General features: G+C 64.0%; 17 protein-coding genes and 1 pseudogene. 5 read left to right on the top strand and 13 right to left on the bottom strand.

The window, feature by feature from the left end; genetic code table 11:
* Window positions 1-3: 3 nt before the first annotated feature.
* From RBB31_RS00385 to RBB31_RS00370, 4 genes and pseudogenes are all read right to left on the bottom strand, one after another.
* Window positions 4-459: a MarR family winged helix-turn-helix transcriptional regulator gene (locus tag RBB31_RS00385; RefSeq protein WP_306127279.1), complete on the bottom strand. Its 456-nt coding sequence runs from the start codon at window positions 457-459 to the stop codon at window positions 4-6.
* On the bottom strand, window positions 450-1,280 hold the full coding sequence (locus RBB31_RS00380; protein WP_306127278.1) for a carbon-nitrogen hydrolase family protein: 831 nt from the start codon (window positions 1,278-1,280) through the stop codon (window positions 450-452). Before RBB31_RS00380 ends, RBB31_RS00385 begins: the two co-directional genes overlap by 10 nt.
* Window positions 1,277-1,534: a glutaredoxin 3 gene (gene grxC / locus RBB31_RS00375; protein ID WP_306127277.1), complete on the bottom strand. Its 258-nt coding sequence runs from the start codon at window positions 1,532-1,534 to the stop codon at window positions 1,277-1,279. Before grxC ends, RBB31_RS00380 begins: the two co-directional genes overlap by 4 nt.
* 35 nt (window positions 1,535-1,569) lie before the next feature.
* Window positions 1,570-2,287, bottom strand: a pseudogene (locus RBB31_RS00370) (double zinc ribbon domain-containing protein).
* 29 nt (window positions 2,288-2,316) lie between these two features.
* On the opposite strand from RBB31_RS00370, the gene RBB31_RS00365 reads away from it, so the two are divergent.
* Both RBB31_RS00365 and hemH read left to right on the top strand, forming a co-directional pair.
* Entirely contained in the window at window positions 2,317-3,132 is an 816-nt protein-coding gene (locus tag RBB31_RS00365; RefSeq protein WP_306127276.1) for a methyltransferase domain-containing protein, read from the top strand.
* A 60-nt stretch (window positions 3,133-3,192) separates the two neighbouring features.
* Entirely contained in the window at window positions 3,193-4,254 is a 1,062-nt protein-coding gene (gene hemH, locus RBB31_RS00360; RefSeq protein ID WP_306127275.1) for a ferrochelatase, read from the top strand.
* A 244-nt stretch (window positions 4,255-4,498) separates the two neighbouring features.
* On the opposite strand, the gene RBB31_RS00355 is transcribed toward hemH, so the two are convergent.
* A complete protein-coding gene (locus RBB31_RS00355) occupies window positions 4,499-5,095 on the bottom strand; it encodes a L,D-transpeptidase (protein WP_306127274.1) in 597 nt (198 codons plus the stop codon).
* Window positions 5,096-5,264: 169 nt separating this feature from the next.
* Here RBB31_RS00355 and RBB31_RS00350 point away from each other — a divergent pair, with 169 nt between their 5' ends.
* Window positions 5,265-5,783 (top strand): CAP domain-containing protein, encoded by a 519-nt coding sequence (locus tag RBB31_RS00350; RefSeq protein ID WP_306127273.1) that lies wholly within the window; start codon window positions 5,265-5,267, stop codon window positions 5,781-5,783.
* A gap of 9 nt (window positions 5,784-5,792) precedes the next feature.
* On the opposite strand, the gene RBB31_RS00345 is transcribed toward RBB31_RS00350, so the two are convergent.
* From RBB31_RS00345 to RBB31_RS00320, 6 genes are all read right to left on the bottom strand, one after another.
* On the bottom strand, window positions 5,793-6,302 hold the full coding sequence (locus RBB31_RS00345; protein ID WP_306127272.1) for a murein L,D-transpeptidase family protein: 510 nt from the start codon (window positions 6,300-6,302) through the stop codon (window positions 5,793-5,795).
* A 78-nt stretch (window positions 6,303-6,380) separates the two neighbouring features.
* Window positions 6,381-7,604: a class I SAM-dependent RNA methyltransferase gene (locus tag RBB31_RS00340; RefSeq protein ID WP_306127271.1), complete on the bottom strand. Its 1,224-nt coding sequence runs from the start codon at window positions 7,602-7,604 to the stop codon at window positions 6,381-6,383.
* Between the two features lie 2 nt (window positions 7,605-7,606).
* The gene (locus tag RBB31_RS00335; protein ID WP_306127270.1) at window positions 7,607-9,454 is read right to left on the bottom strand and encodes an ABC transporter ATP-binding protein; all 1,848 of its coding nucleotides are present in this window, start codon (window positions 9,452-9,454) and stop codon (window positions 7,607-7,609) included.
* 170 nt (window positions 9,455-9,624) lie between these two features.
* On the bottom strand, window positions 9,625-10,782 hold the full coding sequence (locus tag RBB31_RS00330; RefSeq protein WP_306127269.1) for a CCA tRNA nucleotidyltransferase: 1,158 nt from the start codon (window positions 10,780-10,782) through the stop codon (window positions 9,625-9,627).
* Window positions 10,766-11,383, bottom strand: a complete 618-nt coding sequence (locus RBB31_RS00325; RefSeq protein ID WP_306127268.1) for a CoA pyrophosphatase — start codon at window positions 11,381-11,383, stop codon at window positions 10,766-10,768. Before RBB31_RS00325 ends, RBB31_RS00330 begins: the two co-directional genes overlap by 17 nt.
* Window positions 11,373-12,368, bottom strand: coding sequence for an Hsp33 family molecular chaperone HslO (locus RBB31_RS00320; RefSeq protein WP_306127267.1), 996 nt, complete (start codon window positions 12,366-12,368; stop codon window positions 11,373-11,375). The genes RBB31_RS00325 and RBB31_RS00320 overlap by 11 nt, the downstream gene beginning before the upstream one ends.
* A gap of 57 nt (window positions 12,369-12,425) precedes the next feature.
* Between RBB31_RS00320 and RBB31_RS00315 the strand changes: the two genes are divergently transcribed.
* The gene (locus RBB31_RS00315) at window positions 12,426-12,902 is read left to right on the top strand and encodes an NUDIX hydrolase (RefSeq protein ID WP_306127266.1); all 477 of its coding nucleotides are present in this window, start codon (window positions 12,426-12,428) and stop codon (window positions 12,900-12,902) included.
* Here RBB31_RS00315 and RBB31_RS00310 read toward each other — a convergent pair.
* Window positions 12,877-14,106, bottom strand: a complete 1,230-nt coding sequence (locus tag RBB31_RS00310; protein WP_306127265.1) for a PP2C family protein-serine/threonine phosphatase — start codon at window positions 14,104-14,106, stop codon at window positions 12,877-12,879. The genes RBB31_RS00315 and RBB31_RS00310 overlap by 26 nt on opposite strands.
* Before the next feature lie 187 nt (window positions 14,107-14,293).
* Between RBB31_RS00310 and RBB31_RS00305 the strand changes: the two genes are divergently transcribed.
* A complete protein-coding gene (locus tag RBB31_RS00305) occupies window positions 14,294-14,626 on the top strand; it encodes an Hpt domain-containing protein (RefSeq protein ID WP_306127264.1) in 333 nt (110 codons plus the stop codon).
* Here the strand turns inward: RBB31_RS00305 and ilvA are convergent.
* A complete protein-coding gene (ilvA, locus tag RBB31_RS00300; RefSeq protein WP_306127263.1) occupies window positions 14,618-15,853 on the bottom strand; it encodes a threonine ammonia-lyase IlvA in 1,236 nt (411 codons plus the stop codon). The genes RBB31_RS00305 and ilvA overlap by 9 nt on opposite strands.
* Window positions 15,854-15,936 lie beyond the last annotated feature (83 nt).

The raw sequence follows: 15,936 nt of genomic DNA, 5'->3' as shown, positions 1-15,936 counted from the left end.
TAACTAACTTTCGTCCGACAGCTTCGCCCGCATTTCGCGCAGCACGGGGAGGGTGGCACGCACGTTGCCCTCGCCCAGCTCGCTCACCACCTCGGTGATCAACGGCATGATGGCCGAAATCGCCGCGTCCCGCGCTCGCGTACCAGCGGGACTTATCGACACCATCTTGCGCCGCGCATCGTCCCAGTCGGGCCGGATATGCACATACCCGGCCCATTCCAGCTTGCTCAGCGTGTTGGTCATCGCCCCGCGCGTGACGTGAAAGCTCTTGGCCAGCTGCGCCGGGCTCCGCTCGTCATTGGCCCGCGCCAGGTGGTTCAGAACCGAGAAATGAGAGATCTCCATGCCTTTCGGCAGCACCCGGCTCAGCCGGCTCCGGATCAGCTGCTCGTTCGCCAGAACCTCGCTGAACAGCGAAACGGCAATCGAATGCAGCGTGTTATCCGTGGTTACGACCAAGTGATATCGACCTCACTGTTTACCGCCGGTATCCGCGCCCGTGCCTGGGTCACCTCGTCCCGGTTCACATCCACGAATACCACACCCGGCTCGGTTCCGGCATCTGCCAATACGTCACCCCATGGCCCCACGGCCAGCGAATGCCCATAAGTGCGGCGTTCCTTGCCGCGCGTGGCCGAATGTTGGCCGGTCTGTGCCGGGGCCAGAACGTAGCACCCGGTCTCGATGGCTCGTGCTCTTAGCAACGTCTCCCAATGCGCCTCGCCCGTCGGCACGGCAAAGGCCGACGGAACCGTCAGAATCTCCGCGCCCGCTTGCGCCAACCGCCGGTACAGCTTTGGAAACCGCAGGTCATAGCACACGGTCAGGCCAACCGTGCCGAACGGCGTCTCCGCCGTCACACCCCGGTCGCCCGGGCGATAGCCGGCCGATTCCCGGTACTGTTCGGTCTCGGAAACTTTCACGTCGAACATGTGAATCTTGTCATACCACGCCGCGATCCCGCCCTTGGGGTCGATCAGAAAAGACCGGTTGGCAAAGCGCCCATCGGCGTCATCCGTCTTGACCGCAATCGACCCGATCAGCAGCCAGATCCCCAACCGTTCCGCCTGCTCCCGAAGGCTCGCGAGCGTCGGATCGTCCTCCTGATGGCGCAGAACTTCCTTCTGCCGCGTCCGGCTCGCCGACAGGCAATTCGTCACTTCCGGCGTCAGCACGAACCCCGCGCCCCCGGCCGCCGCCTCGTCGATCAAGCCTTGCGTGACCGGCAGGTTCTCGTCCGGGCTATCGGACGAATTCAGCTGGATCAGAGCCGTTTTCATGCCTTCAGCAACGCATCCAGCTTGCCGGCCCGTTCCATCGCGTAAAGTTCGTCACAGCCACCGACATGCACGTCCCCGACGAAAATCTGCGGCACCGTCCGCCCACCTTTCGCGCGCTGCGTCATCTCGGCCCGTTTCTCGGGCTCACGGCCAACATCGATTTCGGTGAAGTCCACGCCCTTCTGCGACAACAGCCGCTTGGCCGCGTGGCAAAAACCGCAAAGCTGCGAGGTGTAGATTTCAACGGGTCTCATGACAGGGTCCAATCCTTTCCGTGGTTGGCCCCTACTTAAGCATCCTTGACCACGCGCGCCAGTGTCAGTGTCCTGACCTCCGCCGCGCCCCCCGCCAGCAAGGCACCCGCGCAGGCCGCCATTGTCGCGCCCGATGTCATTACGTCATCGACCAGAATCACCGCGCGCCCCTGTATCCTCACGCGCCGCCCCTGCCGCACGCCTATGGCCGCATCCAGCGTCGCGAACCGCGCCTCCATGCCCCATCCCATCCAAGGACGGCGTGCGCTTCACCCGCTCCAGCACGTCGGGGCACCACGCCGCGTTCACCTCTTTCGTCACCGCCTGCGCCAGCAGGGCCGACTGGTTGAACCGCCGCTTCAATAGCCGCGTCCAGTGCAGCGGCACCGGCACGAACAGGCAGTTCGGCACCAGCAGCGGTCCCGCCGCCCGCTTCATCCACGTCGCCGCCAGCGGCACCACGTCATGCCTGTCACCGTGTTTCAACGCCAGCACCAGCTTGCGCGCGTTGTCCTTGTAGATCAGCGCCGCCCGCCCCTTCTGCCAGGGCCGCGCCACCCGCAGGCAGTCGTCACACCGCGCGTCCCCAACCGCCTCCTCGCCGGGCAGGGGGCAGCCACACAGGTCGCAGACCAGCCCCGACACCACCGGCGTATCGCGCCAGCACGGCCCGCACAGGCCGAACTCGCTATCCACCAGCCCGCCACACAATGTGCAGCGCGGCGGATAGACCACGCGAAGCGCCGTTTGAATTGCCTCGAAAGCCACTCTATTTAGCCACCATGACCAGAACCCTCACCGATCGCCGCGCGCTTCAGCGCAACCGCCAACGGGCCAGCCGCACCCCCGCGCTGTTCCTGCACGAGACCGCGATCGACGAGGTCAAGGATCGGCTCAGTTTCGTTAACAAATCCTTTACGGATACGAGCATCGTCACCGGACTGCCCGACCCGTGGAAGGCCGCGTTCCCCGACGCACAGATCATCGAAGATGCCGAAACCCTCGCATTAGAGCCTGAATCGCGCGACCTGATCCTGCACGCCATGTCCCTGCACTGGGCCGACGACCCGGTGGGCCAATTGATCCAGTGCCGCCGCGCCTTGCGCCCCGATGGCCTGTTCATCGCCGTCTTCTTCGGCGGCCAGACCCTGCACCAGTTGCGCGCCGTCCTCGCCCAGGCCGAATCCGACCTGCGCGGCGGCCTTTCCCCCCGGGTCCTGCCCATGGGCGATATCCGCGATCTCGGCGCACTCCTGCAACGCGCCAGCTTTGCCCTGCCCGTGGCCGACACCCTGCCGCTCGAGGCCAGCTACGAAAGCCTCATTGCCCTGATGCACGACCTGCGCGCCATGGGCGAGGCCAACGCGCTCGACGCCCGGCCGCGCAATTTCTCCCGGCGCGACGTCCTCCTGCGCGCCGCCGACCTCTACGCCGAAACCTTCGGCACCCCCGACGGCCGCATCCCCGCCACGTTCGAACTGATCACCCTCACCGGCTGGGCCCCGTCCGAAGATCAGCCGCAACCCCTGCGACCCGGCAGCGCGACAACACGTCTCGCCGACGCGCTTGGCACCTCCGAGACCCCGCTCAAAGATTGACGACCGACCGCAATCCTTTATGTGTCCGTGATCCGGTCCGACCAGAAAAGACGCCCGCCCATGTTTGACGCCGCCAAGAACAAGACCTGTCCCGTCCATGCCCCGTCCGACCATCCGGCCATTCCGGAACCCAAGACGGGCGTTCTCATCGCCAACCTCGGCACGCCCGACGATTACGGCTACTGGTCCATGCGGCGCTACCTGAACGAGTTCCTGTCGGATCGCCGCGTGATCGACTATTCGCCCTGGCTCTGGCAGCCGCTTCTGCAACTGGTGATCCTGTCGAAGCGTCCGTTCACCAGCGGCGAGGCCTACAAATCCATCTGGAACGAGGACAAGGGCGAAAGCCCCCTGATGACCATCACCCGCGACCAGACGACGAAACTGTCTGAAGCCCTGAAAGCGCGCTATGGCGACAACGTCATGGTCGATTTCTGCATGCGCTACGGCAACCCGTCGACCAAGTCCAAGGTCCGCGCGCTGGTCGAGGCCGGCTGCACCCGGATCCTGTTCTTCCCGCTCTATCCGCACTATGCTGGCGCCACATCCGCCACCGCGAACGATCAGTTCTTCCGCGCCCTGATGGACGAAACCTGGCAGCCCATCGCCCGCGTGGTCGAACCCTATTTCGAACATCCGCTCTATATCGAGGCTTTGGCCCAATCGGTCGAAAAGGCCTATGCAGAGACTGAAACCAAGCCCGAAATCCTCGTCGTCTCGTACCACGGGATGCCGCAGCGTTATCTGAAACAGGGCGATCCGTACCACTGCCAGTGCCAGAAAACGACGCGGCTGTTAAAGGAACGGCTTGGCTGGGACGACACCCAGATCACCACGACCTTCCAGTCAGTTTTCGGCCCCGAGGAATGGCTGCGCCCCTACACGGTCGAACACGTCGCCAAGCTGGCCGAGGACGGCAAGAAGAACATCGCCGTTATCGCCCCTGCCTTTTCCGCCGACTGCATCGAGACGCTCGAAGAGATCAACGAAGAGATCAAGGAAAGCTTCGAGGAGGCCGGCGGCGAGGAGTTCCTCTACATTCCCTGCCTCAACGACAACGACGCGCACATCAAGGCGCTGAGCACGGTGATCGAGGACAACCTCAAGGGCTGGCTGGATTAGAGCTGCGCGATTGCCAGACCGCGGGATGGCGACCTGACGTGTGTTCAGGGCAGTTTATGGCGGCCACATCCGCAAGACCTCAAACCGACGCGCCAACCTGACCCAATCGCCAGCCCGGGGGGCGGTCTGGCGATCGCGCGGCGGCCTGCGGCCTTGATTCCGCGCGGGCTCACGCGAGACCCGTCCACAAAAAAGCAGCGCCGAAACGCTGCCCTTCTTCGTCTCTATTCCAGCGCAAAACGCCTCAGATCACCAGCACCTGCGTGCCAACCTTGGCACGGGCGAACAACTGCGCAATATGCTCGTTGTAAAGCCCGATACACCCGTTCGAGGACCGCCTTCCGATCTTGCGCGTGTCATGCGTGCCGTGGATCCGGTAATAGGTCCACCCCAGATACAGCGCATGGGTCCCCAACGGGTTGTCCGGCCCCGGCGGCACGTAGGACGGCCAGTTCGGGTTCCGCTTCAGCATCGACGGCGTCGGACGCCAGTCGGGCCCCTCCACCTTGCGCACCACGCGGGTGCGCCCGCGCCGCGTCAACTCCTCGGACATCGGGATGCTTGACGGGAACAGGAATTTCGTCTGCCCGTCCTCGTCCCAGAAATGCAGCGCGCGGGACGAGATATCGACCAGGATCGCCCCATTCCTCAGGCTGCTGAAATGCGGCCGCCAGTCCGCGGCGCGAAAGCTCGAGATGTTGCGCTGCACCGACTGAGTGATCTTGGTTTCCATCTCGGTGGTGGTCGGACCTGTCTGCGCCAGCGCGGGCGCGCCAAATGCTGCGGCCGTTCCGGCCAGAAAAGCACGGCGGCTGAACGAGGTTTTGGGATCAAGGGACATGTTTGCCTCCCGACTGTCTGCTTGTATATTGTTTTCAGCTTATGGCGCGAATGCCTCAGTCGCAAATCAAACCGGCAACATTCGCCCACCTGAGGCGGATGTGGGTTTGAAACGCCACGCAAGCCACGCTAAGAGGCGAGTCGAACGAACTTCTGGGTGGTAAACACTGATGACGCGTATATTTGGCCTGCTGGTTTCCGCACTTGTGTTCTTGTCGGCCTGTGCTCCGCCGCCGCCCGAGTCCGGTGCCGTCGGCCCGAACGGCGAACCGCTGCCCCAGGTTTACCGCATCCGCCCGGGCCAGACCGCCGAGATCCAGTACCGGATGCTCGATGCCGTCAACGCCCTGCGCCAGGCCGCCGGGCGCCCTGCCGTTCAACTGAACGCGCAACTCAACGCCGCCGCCGCCACCCATTCGCGCGATATGTCGGTCCAGAACCGCCCTTGGCATTTCGGCTCCGACGGCTCCTCGCCGATCGATCGTGTCCGCCGCGTCGGCTACACCGGGCAGCTGGTGGGCGAGAACATCTCGGAAACCTACGAAACCGAGCTCGAGACCCTGACCGCCTGGATGGACGAACCCGCGACAAAGCAGGTCATCATGGCGCCCGAAGCCCGCGAAATGGGGTTCTCATGGGAACAGGAGCGCAATGGCAAGATCTGGTGGACACTGGTGATGGGCCGCTAGGCCCACCGCTCAAGGCAGGATGCGGATCGGGGTGCCTGTGCGCACCATCGCATAGATCTTTTCCATTTCCTTGTTCCGGACGGAAATGCACCCGGCGGTCCAATCGCGTCCCAACCGGCGTTTGCGGATCCAGCCCAGGTCATTGGGCTCGCCATGAATAAAGATATCCCCACCCGGCTTTTTGCCATGCGCCTTGGCAAAGGCACGGTCCGCCTCGTTGGGGTACGAGATCCCCAGCGACAGGTGGAAAGAGCTGTTCGGATTGCGCCGGTCGATGAAATAATCGCCCTCCGGCGTCTTGCCATCGCCCTCGAACTGCTTGTGGCCTGCTGTCGTAAAGCCCAGGTCGACGTCATACGCTTTCAGCACCTTGTTGTGGTGGAAAAGATACATCCGCCGCCGGCTCTTGCTGATCAGGACCTGCGTCACCTCCGGCCCGTCATACGATTTGAATTTGGATCCGCAGGCCGCCAGAAACGCGCTGGCGACCGACAAAAGTAGGAAATTCCTGCGATTCATTGCTCGATAAACCTGTTGCCTGTCCCTGACCGCGTTTTACAGCGTCAACCCCGCCGCGTCATTTCAAATTTACGCCGGTCAGCTTATTTTGCGGCGAATTGCTGCAACAAGCTCAACATGGACTGACCATCGGAACTGGTCCACCGGGCGGACCCACTCCACCACATAGCCTGCGTCGGTCAGGATCTTCGCATCGCGGGCGAACGTCACCGGATTACAGGACACATAGGCGATTACGGGCACCTGCGCCGCGGCCAACTCGCGGCACTGCGCCTCGGCTCCGGCCCGCGGCGGGTCGATCACGACGCCGCCAAAGTGCTTCAGATCTTCGGCCAGGATGGGCTGACGGAAAAGGTCCCGCGCCTCGACCGTGACCTGCTTCAGTCGTTCACTGTGCCGCCACCCTTCATCCAGCGACCGTGTCATCATCGCGCTGCCTTCCACTGCGTGCACCGCCCGCTCCCGCGCCAGTGGAAGAGCAAAGGTGCCACATCCGGCGAACAGGTCAATAACTGGCTCTACTCCTGCCAAAATCGCCGCAACCTCGTCCTGCAACAGCCGCTCGGAGTCCTTGGTGGCCTGCAGGAACGCGCCCGGCGGCGGCGTTACGGCGATCCCGTCGAAGTCCTGTATCGGCGGTCGCCGGGTGACCACGGTTTCATCGTCCCAGGCCAGCCTTGCGAGGTCCTGGGCCTCGGCCAGTTGCGCCAGTGCGATCCGCAGCGGGCCATCCAGTGGCTTGCCGCCCTCCACGCGCACGTCCAGCCCCGCCTCGGACAGCGTGACCGCCACGCTCAACTCGCCTTTCCGGCTGGTGCCGATCCGGGCCAGCTCCTGCGCCACTCGGGCGCCCTCCAGCAATTCAGGCGCCAACACGTGGCACTCGCTCAGTTCCACGATCAGGTCCGATCCCTTGGCGTGAAACCCTGCCGTCGCACCCTTCTTGGTGCGCCGCGCCGAAAACCCGGCCCTGCGCCGCGCATTTGCAGGGGAAACCGCGATCTCACGCATCTCGGTCTCGATCCCCTGTGCTGCCAGCGCCTCGCGCACGATCCCGGTCTTCCACTCGGCCAGGAACGCGTCATCGGCGTGCTGCAATTGGCAACCGCCGCACGATTTGTAGTGCCGGCACGGTGCCTTCACCCGCATCCCGCACGGCTCCACGATCTTCACATCGCGCAGCACATTGCCCTCGAATGTGCCGGTCACCCGCTCGCCCGGCAGCGCGCCGGGCACATAGACCGGCCCCTCGGCAATCCCGTCGCCAAGATGCCCCAACCGTTCGATCACGAATTCGGCCATCCCTACTCCGCCGCCTCGTCCTCGTCCGCATTGATGAACCCGCCCGACTGGCGGCTCCAGAACCGGGCGTAAAGCCCGCCTTGCGCCAGCAGTTCGGCATGGCCGCCTTCTTCGACAATTCGACCCTGATCCAGCACGATAATGCGATCCATCTGCGCGATCGTCGACAGGCGGTGGGCAATCGCGATCACGGTCTTGCCCTCCATCATGCCATAGAGCGTCTCCTGTATTGCCGCCTCCACCTCGCTGTCCAGCGCACTGGTCGCCTCGTCCAACAGCAGGATCGGCGCGTCCTTCAGGATCACCCGCGCGAGCGTGATCCGCTGCCGTTGCCCGCCCGACAGCTTCACCCCGCGCTCGCCCACATGGGCGTCATAGCCCCTGCGCCCCTGCGGATCCTGCAGGTCGAGGATGAACTCATGCGCCTCGGCCTTCTTCGCCGCCTCCAGCATCTGCGCCTCGCTCGCCTCGGGCTTACCATACAGGATATTGTCCCGCACCGAGCGATGCAGCAGTGAACTGTCCTGCTGCACCATCCCGATCCGGTCGCGCAGACTGTCCTGCGTCACCTCGCGGATGTCCTGCCCGTCGATCAGGATCTGGCCCTTCTCGGCATCGTAAAACCGCAAAAGCAGCTTGACGAGGGTCGATTTCCCGGCCCCCGACCGACCCACGAGCCCGATCTTCTCGCCCGGCTGAATGCTCAGCGAAACCCGGTCGAGCCCGCCACTCGCGCGCCCGAAATGGTGTGACAGCTCCCGCAGCTCGATTCGGCCGTCCCGCATGTCCAGCGGCCTGGCATCCTTGGCGTCCACCAGCGAGATTGGCTGGGCAATCGTCTCCATCCCTTCGGCCACCACCCCCAGCTGCCGGAAAAACGAGGTCAGTGCCCACATGATCCACCCGGTCATCGCGTTCAGCCGCAGGGTCAGCGCAGTCGCCGCGGCCACCACGCCGACACTCGCCTGCCCCTGCATCCACAACCAGAACGCCCAGCCGACGACCGCCACGATCAAAAGACCGTTCAACAGCGTCAGAACCACGTCCATCACCGTGTAGATCCGCATTTCGTTCTGAAAGGTCTGCCGCGCGTGTTCGATGGCGTCCTTGGCGTATTCCACTTCGCGCGTGTTGTGCGCGAACAGCTTCACCGAATGAATGTTGGTGTATGCATCCACCACGCGCCCCGTAACCTGGCTCCGCGCATCCGACGCCGCCTTTGACGCCGGCTGCACCCGTTTCACCGTCCAGTGCACCAGCAATCCGTACAATGCCAGCCACCCGATCAGGGGCAGCATCAGCCGCGGGTCGGAATCGCTCAACAATATCCCCGCGCCGATGATATAGGCGATCGAAAACGCGATGGCGTCGAACGCCTGGAAAACCGCCTCGCCCGCCGCGGGCGGCGTCTGCATGATCCGGTTGGCGATCCGCCCTGCGAAATCGTTCTCGAACCAGCCCACCGATTGCCGCAGTACATGCTTGTGCGCCCGCCAGCGGATCAGCGTGCCGAAATTCGGCAGGATCGTGTTGTTCAGCAACAGCACGTCGAACGCCTGAATCGCGGGCCGGATCAACAGGATGAACACCGCCACCGCGATGATCTCGGTGCCATACTGCTCCCACACCTCCATCGGGTCGCCCGCCAGGATATCGACGATCCGCCCCATGTAATAGATCAGCCAGATCTCGATCGCGGCCACGACGACCGACATGATCCCGGCCATCCAGAACACCCGGCGAAACGGCGCCATGTAAAGCCGCATGAACGGCCACAGCCGCGTCGGCGGCCTGTCCGTCTCTTCATACGACACGTACGGGTCAACGAGGTTTTCGAAAATCTTGAACATGGAGGGAACTCCGCGAAGGGAAAGACATGACAAAGGGGCGCGACGCCGCGCACGGGATCACTTCTGCGATCCGGCGCTTATGAGCGTTCAAAATCCCCGATAAACATGTCTCAACCTCCATGTGGTGCGGGCAAGATGCCGCCAAACCCGCGCAAAGTCAAATGACCCTTTCATGTCGCCAGCGCCAGCAGCGCCTGCCGGTCGAGCGTGAAGCGCGACGCGATCCAGGCCGCCTCCAGCTTTTTCAGTGCCTCGCCCAGCGCCGCGCCTTCATACCGCGGCATAAGATCCTCCGCGCCGACCGGAAAAACTGCCTCTGCGCCCAGCGCAATGTCGGCAAAGACGCCCTCGGCCAGCGGCATCTCCAGAAGGGCGGCACGCAAAACCACGATATCCCGTGCGGCCTGCATCCCGTGCCTGTACCCCAGCGTCTCGGGCGTTAGCGTGCCAATGGCCTCGTCGCGAAGAAGCTCCAGCCGCCGCGCGTCCTTCCGGCTCAGACGCAGCGCGTCTGCTGGGCCTTCTCCGCCGAGCGCCGCCAGTCGCCGCACGCTGTCAGAACCCAGACCATACACCCCTTCAAAATGCACCAGAGGCGCCAGCGCCCGGCCATCGGCCTCTGGCAAAACATGGGCCAAGACACCCGCCTGCCGCATCGCCGCAATCGAAGGCGCGGGATCGCCAGCCGCCAGCAACTTGACCATTTCCGCCCCGATCCGCTCTTTCGATAGCCCGTCGATGCCGTCCGCAAGTGCCGCACAGGCGGCCAGCCCGTCCGGATCCAAACCGCCGTTCGGGTCGCCATAGACCGCGTGAAACCGAAAGAACCGCAGGATGCGCAGGTAATCTTCCCGAATCCGCGTTTCGGCGTCGTCGATGAACCGGATGCGCCGCGCCTCGATATCGGGCAGCCCGCTCAGCGGGTCGATCACTTCGCCCTTTCGAGTTGCATACAGCGCGTTAACCGTGAAATCCCGCCGCCGCGCATCGCTTTCCACGTCATCGGCAAAGGCGACTACGGCGCGCCGCCCGTCCGTCTCCACATCCTTGCGAAACGTGGTTACCTCGAACGGCACGCCCCGGCATACCACCGTCACCGTGCCATGCTCGATGCCGGTCGGCACCGGCTTCATTCCCGCCGCTTCGGCCAGTGCGATCACGGCCTCGGGCCGCGCGTCGGTACTGACGTCGATGTCGTTCACCGTCACGCCCAACAGCGCATTGCGCACGCAACCGCCGACCATCAACGCCCGATGCCCGGCTGCCTCCAACATCCGGCACACATCCTGCGTCTCGTCCGCGTCAATCCAGTCACCCGTCAGCGTCATGCTGCAAACGTACAGCCTCCGCCATCGCGCGCAACATCCGCGCGGTCGCGCCCCAGATGTAATAAGGCCCATAGGGCGCGGCGAAATAGTGCCGCCGGGTCCCGCGCCAGCGCCGGGATTCGACCCTGAACCGGCCCAACTCCAACACATGCTCCAGCGGAACCGAGAACACCTCCTCCACTTCGCCAGCCTCTGGCACCGGCGAAAACGGCCCCGAGATCACCCCGATCACCGGCGTCACGTAGAAACTCGTCACCGTCTCGTGCGGCGGCAACGTGCCCAGCACCTCCACCATGTCCGGTGCCAGCCCGATCTCCTCGTGCGCCTCGCGCAGGGCGGCGGCCACGATATCGGCGTCGCCGTCCTCCTGCTTGCCACCGGGAAAGGCCACCTGCCCCGGATGATGCTGCAACGCCGAGGACCGCTTGGTCAGCCACAGCCTTGCCCCTCCTTCGGTCACCTCGATCGGCACAAGCACCCCGGCGGGCCGCAGCTTGCGCCCCTCCGGCAGCACCACATCCGGGTTCAGGTCATAATCCGACGACGGCGCCATGTCGCCCTGCAAGGCCACGCGCAGCGTCGCGATCAGGTCACTCGTCATCGCCGTCCTTCGTTTCAGCCTCGAACCCCAGCGTCTTGGGGTCCAGCGCGTAATGCGCCCCGCAGAACTGGCAGTCGGCGGTCACGATGCCTTCTTCGGTCGTCATCGTCGCGATGTCTTTGGCTGAATAGATCGACAGGCTGCTGCGTACCTTTTCTTCCGAACAGGTACATCCAAACCGCACCGCCTGAACGTCGAACACCCGCGGCACCTCCTCGTGGAACAGCCGCACAAGCAGGTCCGAGGACGACACCGAAGGCCCGATCAGCTCAAGATCCTCCACAGTGTCCAGCAACGTGTTCACCCGGTTCCAGTTCTCTTCGCTGTCCTCGTCCAGGATATCCGAAGCCTGCAACAACCCGTCCTCGCCGCTGCCGCCCCCCGTGGCAAAGGGCGACGCCTTGGGCATCAGTTGCAACAACACGCCACCGGCGCGCCAATGCTCGCGCCCGTCGCCTTCGGTCGACCGTCCATAGCTCAACGCGAACCGCGTCGGCAGTTGCTCCGACTGCGCGAAATACGCCTCGGCACAATCGCTCAGCCGGTCGCCCGCAATCGGCGTGATCCCCTGGTACGGCGCGGTATCCTGGCCCTGGTCCAGGATCACCGCGAAATACCCTTCGCCCAGTTGCTCGAACGGGGCCGCATCGGTAATCTGTTCGGGGTCGAAACTGGCATAGGCGCGGATCCATGCGGCCTCGCCTTCCTTTTCCGGCGCAAAGTAATCCGTGGCGATCATCCGCACCGGGCCTTGCGACTGCACCTGCAACGACAGCTTCCAGCGCAGCTTGATCGTCTGCCCGATCAGCGCCGTCATCAGCGCCATTTCCGCGATAAGCGCCTCGACCGGCGCGGGATAGTCATGCTGCTTCAACACACCATCCAGCACACCGTCCAGCCGCACCACGCGACCGCGGATGTCGGACTGGTCCAATTGAAATGGCAGGACGGTATCGTCCCAGGCGATCTTCTGGCCGAGTGTCATCGCATATCCTTTGGGGGGTTTTCTTGAGCGCCCGATCTTGGCATATCGCGACTATATATGCGCAACAAGGCATACTCCAAGGGGGGCCGCGCCATGCGACGCTTCGGCAAGCCGCCACGGCCAGATATCCGCTACACCCCGCGCCCCGGCGCCTATGCCATCCTGCCGCGCAACGGAAAACTCCTGCTGACCTGGCAGGAAGAGCCCAAGCCCGAGATGCAATTGCCCGGCGGCGGCATCGACCCCGGCGAATCGCCCCTGCAGGCCCTGCACCGCGAAGTGTTCGAGGAAACCGGCTGGCGCATTGCCGCACCCCGGCGGCTGGGGTCGTTCCGCCGCTTCGTCTACATGCCGGAATACGATCTCTGGGCCGACAAGATTTGCATCATCTACCACGCCCGCCCCGTCCGGCCGCTCTCCGCACCGTCCGAGCCGGGCCATACCGCCTTTTTCGCCGATCCCGAAACCGCCGCGCGTCACGTCGGCAATCCGGGCGACAGGCATTTCGTCAGGGCGCTTTACCGACTGGCTTGAACTCCAGCAACGCCACCGACACGTCATCGTCGAAATCGTCCCGCCCGGCATACTCCGCCAGCTTCCAGATCACCGACTCCAGAAACGCCATGCCTTCGGTCTGCCGCAGCTCCTGTAGAATGCGCCGCACACCGTCCTCGCCCAACAGCGTGCCCGTACCATCCGCGCATTCGTCCACCCCGTCGGAATGCAGGAACAACCGATCACCGGGATAAAGCTGCACGTCGAACCGTTCATAGGTTGCGCCATCGATCAGGCCTACGGGCAATCCCCCGGGGCCTTCGATCTCGACGCGCCCATCAGCGCGCTGGATGGCCGGGCTAGGATGCCCCGCCTGTGCCATGGTCACGCGCCCGGTCGCCAGATCCGCATCGGCCAGCAACATCGTAAAATACAACTCAGTCTCTATTTCACTCAGAAACATCTGGTTCAGGTCCGCCAGCACCTCGTCGGGCGGCCGAGGCAGGAACCCGTCCGGACCATGCGCCAGCGCCACGTTCTGCTCTGGCGAAGTGGCCGACAGATACCCCGCCAGCCGTGCGGTCATCAGCGCCGAACTCACGCCATGCCCCGACACGTCGATCGCATACAGACCGATCCGCGTCTCGCTGACCGGAAAGACCCCTACAAGGTCGCCGCCCACATGCGCCGCAGAGCGCAACAGCAACGACACCTGCGCCGGGCCAAACTCGCGGTAGCGTTCGGAAATCAGGGACTGTTGCAGCTTCTTCGCCTCGATCAGGTCACTGTCCAGCGAATCGTAAAGCCCCTGCAATTCCGCCAGTGTTTCGCGCACCAGCCGGTTCGTCTCGCTCAGCTCCCGCTGCATCCGCACGATCCGGTCCCCCGCCGCGATCCGCGCCCGCAGTTCGCCGGGATTGATCGGCTTGGTCAGGAAATCGTCCGCGCCGGCATCTAGGCCCAGCGCCACCTCCTCCTTCTCGCTTTTCGAGGTCACCAGGATGAAATACCCGTAATCCTCACGCGGCAGCGCCCGGAACGCGCGGCACAACTCCAGCCCGTTCATCCCCGGCATCATCCAGTCACTGATCACAAGGTCCGGCGGCGCCGCCTCGCAAATCGTCAGGGCCTCGGTCCCCGACCCCGCCTCGACCACGTCCAGCCCCAGCCGCGACAGGGCCGCGTTGATGATGCGCCGCTGCAACCGGCTGTCATCGACAACCAGCACACGGCGTATGCTCATCTGATCGGGCGGCGGATCTATCGCCTTGCTGGGCTGGGCCGACACGGTCTTGCCTATGTGTTTTCGCCCATATGCAACCACGCGCCTCTTAATGCCTTGTGAAGCCTAAAATGCCGTCTAATTCGCCCCCATCCTTCACCCACCCTTAATCCCGCCACGCCTAGCGTCCGGGACAAAGGAGGATGCCATGATCGATTGGAACCGCGTCACACAGCTGCGCGACGAAATCGGGGCCGAGGATTTCGACGAGGTGGTCGAGATCTTCCTTGAGGAGGTCGAGGAAGAGATCGCCGAGCTTCGCGCCAATCCCGCGCCCGAAACGCTCGAGGCCAAGCTGCATTTCCTCAAGGGCAGCGCCCTCAACCTCGGCTTCGACGATTTTTCCAGGCTCTGCAAGGATGGCGAGCTCACGGCCGCGCGCGGCGACGCCACAGATATCGACCTTGCCCATATCGTCGAGACCTACACCTCGTCCAAGACCGAGTTCCTGGGCGAACTGCCCCGCCTCACCTCAGATTAGGAATTCCGCAAGGATCTGGTCATTGGTGATGTCGCGGTGCTCGAACCCGCCGGCGGTCATCTCTGCCTCGATCCGCTCGAAATTGGCGGCATCGCTCGTCTCGATCCCGATCAGGACCGAGCCGAAGTTGCGCGCCGATTTCTTCAGGTACTCAAACCGCGCGATATCGTCCTCCGGCCCCAGGATCGTCAGGAAATCCTTCAGCGCTCCGGGCCGCTGCGGCATCCGCAGCACGAAGTATTTCTTCAGCCCGGCGAACCGCTGCGCCCGTTCCTTTACCTCCGGAAGGCGTTCGAAATCGAAATTCCCACCCGAGGTCACGCACACGATCGTCTCGCCTGGGATCACATCCAGGTCCTTCAACGCATCCACCGCCAACGCGCCTGCCGGTTCCAGAACCATGCCTTCGATGTTCAACATCTCCAGCATGGTCGTGCAGACCCGATCCTCGGCGACGGCAATCACGTTGGCCGGATCCACATCGCGCAACCGTTCAAACGTCCGCGCCCCGATCTGCGCCACCGCCGCCCCGTCGGCAAAGGTGTTCACGGATTTCAGCCGCACAGGCTCCCCGGCTTCCACCGCGGCCGCAAGACAAGCACCGCCCACCGGCTCCACGAACACCATGTTCGCCTCCGGCCCGAAGTAACTGCGCACGCCCGACGACAATCCTCCGCCACCTACCGGCAAAACGATCCGGTCAGGCACCGCGCCCAATTGCGCCTCGATCTCCACCGCGACCGAGGCCTGCCCCTCGATCACGTCCTCATCGTCGAACGGCGACAGGAAATGCCCGCCGACCTCGGTGCAATACCCCTGCGCCTGCGCCAGCGTATCGTCGAAATAGTCTCCAACCATGCGGATCGTCACCGCGTCACCGCCAAACTTGCGCGTCTGCCCAATCTTCTGCTGTGGCGTCGTCACCGGCATGAAGATCACGCCCTTCACCCCGAAATGCCGGCACATGAAGGCCACGCCCTGCGCATGGTTCCCGGCACTGGCACAAACGAACACCGGCGCATCCTCGCCCGCCGCCATCACCTTGCGCATGGCATTGAACGCCCCGCGCAGCTTGTAGCTGCGCACCGGGCTCAGATCCTCGCGCTTCAGGTACACCTCGGCGCCGTACTTGTCCGACAGGTGCGCATTGCGCTGCAACGGCGTCGGCTCGAAGACGTGCCGCATTTCGGCCTCGGCGGCCCGGGCCCTGGTTCTGAAATCGCTCATGCCTCGTCCTTCGCCCATCGCGGCCCGCGTGGCAAGCCTCCGCCGCCTTGCCCCGCCTGTGAAAACCCGGTAATCGCCCCTGC

It is taken from the genome of Roseovarius sp. MMSF_3350, assembly GCF_030733425.1.
In the GTDB taxonomy this organism is placed as follows: domain Bacteria; phylum Pseudomonadota; class Alphaproteobacteria; order Rhodobacterales; family Rhodobacteraceae; genus Roseovarius.
This window is presented reverse-complemented; position numbering and strand designations above follow the sequence as displayed.

What these genes read in the sequence shown, in the direction of transcription:
- RBB31_RS00315 (WP_306127266.1), top strand. Translation starts at nt 12,426, where the DNA reads ATGCGCAACAAGGCATACTCCAAGGGGGGCCGCGCCATGCGACGCTTC.
- hemH (WP_306127275.1), top strand. Translation starts at nt 3,193, where the DNA reads ATGTTTGACGCCGCCAAGAACAAGACCTGTCCCGTCCATGCCCCGTCC.
- RBB31_RS00350 (WP_306127273.1), top strand. Translation starts at nt 5,265, where the DNA reads ATGACGCGTATATTTGGCCTGCTGGTTTCCGCACTTGTGTTCTTGTCG.
- RBB31_RS00325 (WP_306127268.1), bottom strand. Translation starts at nt 11,383, where the DNA reads ATGACGAGTGACCTGATCGCGACGCTGCGCGTGGCCTTGCAGGGCGAC.
- RBB31_RS00305 (WP_306127264.1), top strand. Translation starts at nt 14,294, where the DNA reads ATGATCGATTGGAACCGCGTCACACAGCTGCGCGACGAAATCGGGGCC.
- RBB31_RS00330 (WP_306127269.1), bottom strand. Translation starts at nt 10,782, where the DNA reads ATGACGCTGACGGGTGACTGGATTGACGCGGACGAGACGCAGGATGTG.
- RBB31_RS00345 (WP_306127272.1), bottom strand. Translation starts at nt 6,302, where the DNA reads ATGAATCGCAGGAATTTCCTACTTTTGTCGGTCGCCAGCGCGTTTCTG.
- RBB31_RS00355 (WP_306127274.1), bottom strand. Translation starts at nt 5,095, where the DNA reads ATGTCCCTTGATCCCAAAACCTCGTTCAGCCGCCGTGCTTTTCTGGCC.
- RBB31_RS00380 (WP_306127278.1), bottom strand. Translation starts at nt 1,280, where the DNA reads ATGAAAACGGCTCTGATCCAGCTGAATTCGTCCGATAGCCCGGACGAG.
- RBB31_RS00335 (WP_306127270.1), bottom strand. Translation starts at nt 9,454, where the DNA reads ATGTTCAAGATTTTCGAAAACCTCGTTGACCCGTACGTGTCGTATGAA.
- RBB31_RS00310 (WP_306127265.1), bottom strand. Translation starts at nt 14,106, where the DNA reads ATGAGCATACGCCGTGTGCTGGTTGTCGATGACAGCCGGTTGCAGCGG.
- grxC (WP_306127277.1), bottom strand. Translation starts at nt 1,534, where the DNA reads ATGAGACCCGTTGAAATCTACACCTCGCAGCTTTGCGGTTTTTGCCAC.
- RBB31_RS00365 (WP_306127276.1), top strand. Translation starts at nt 2,317, where the DNA reads ATGACCAGAACCCTCACCGATCGCCGCGCGCTTCAGCGCAACCGCCAA.
- ilvA (WP_306127263.1), bottom strand. Translation starts at nt 15,853, where the DNA reads ATGAGCGATTTCAGAACCAGGGCCCGGGCCGCCGAGGCCGAAATGCGG.
- RBB31_RS00340 (WP_306127271.1), bottom strand. Translation starts at nt 7,604, where the DNA reads ATGGCCGAATTCGTGATCGAACGGTTGGGGCATCTTGGCGACGGGATT.
- RBB31_RS00320 (WP_306127267.1), bottom strand. Translation starts at nt 12,368, where the DNA reads ATGACACTCGGCCAGAAGATCGCCTGGGACGATACCGTCCTGCCATTT.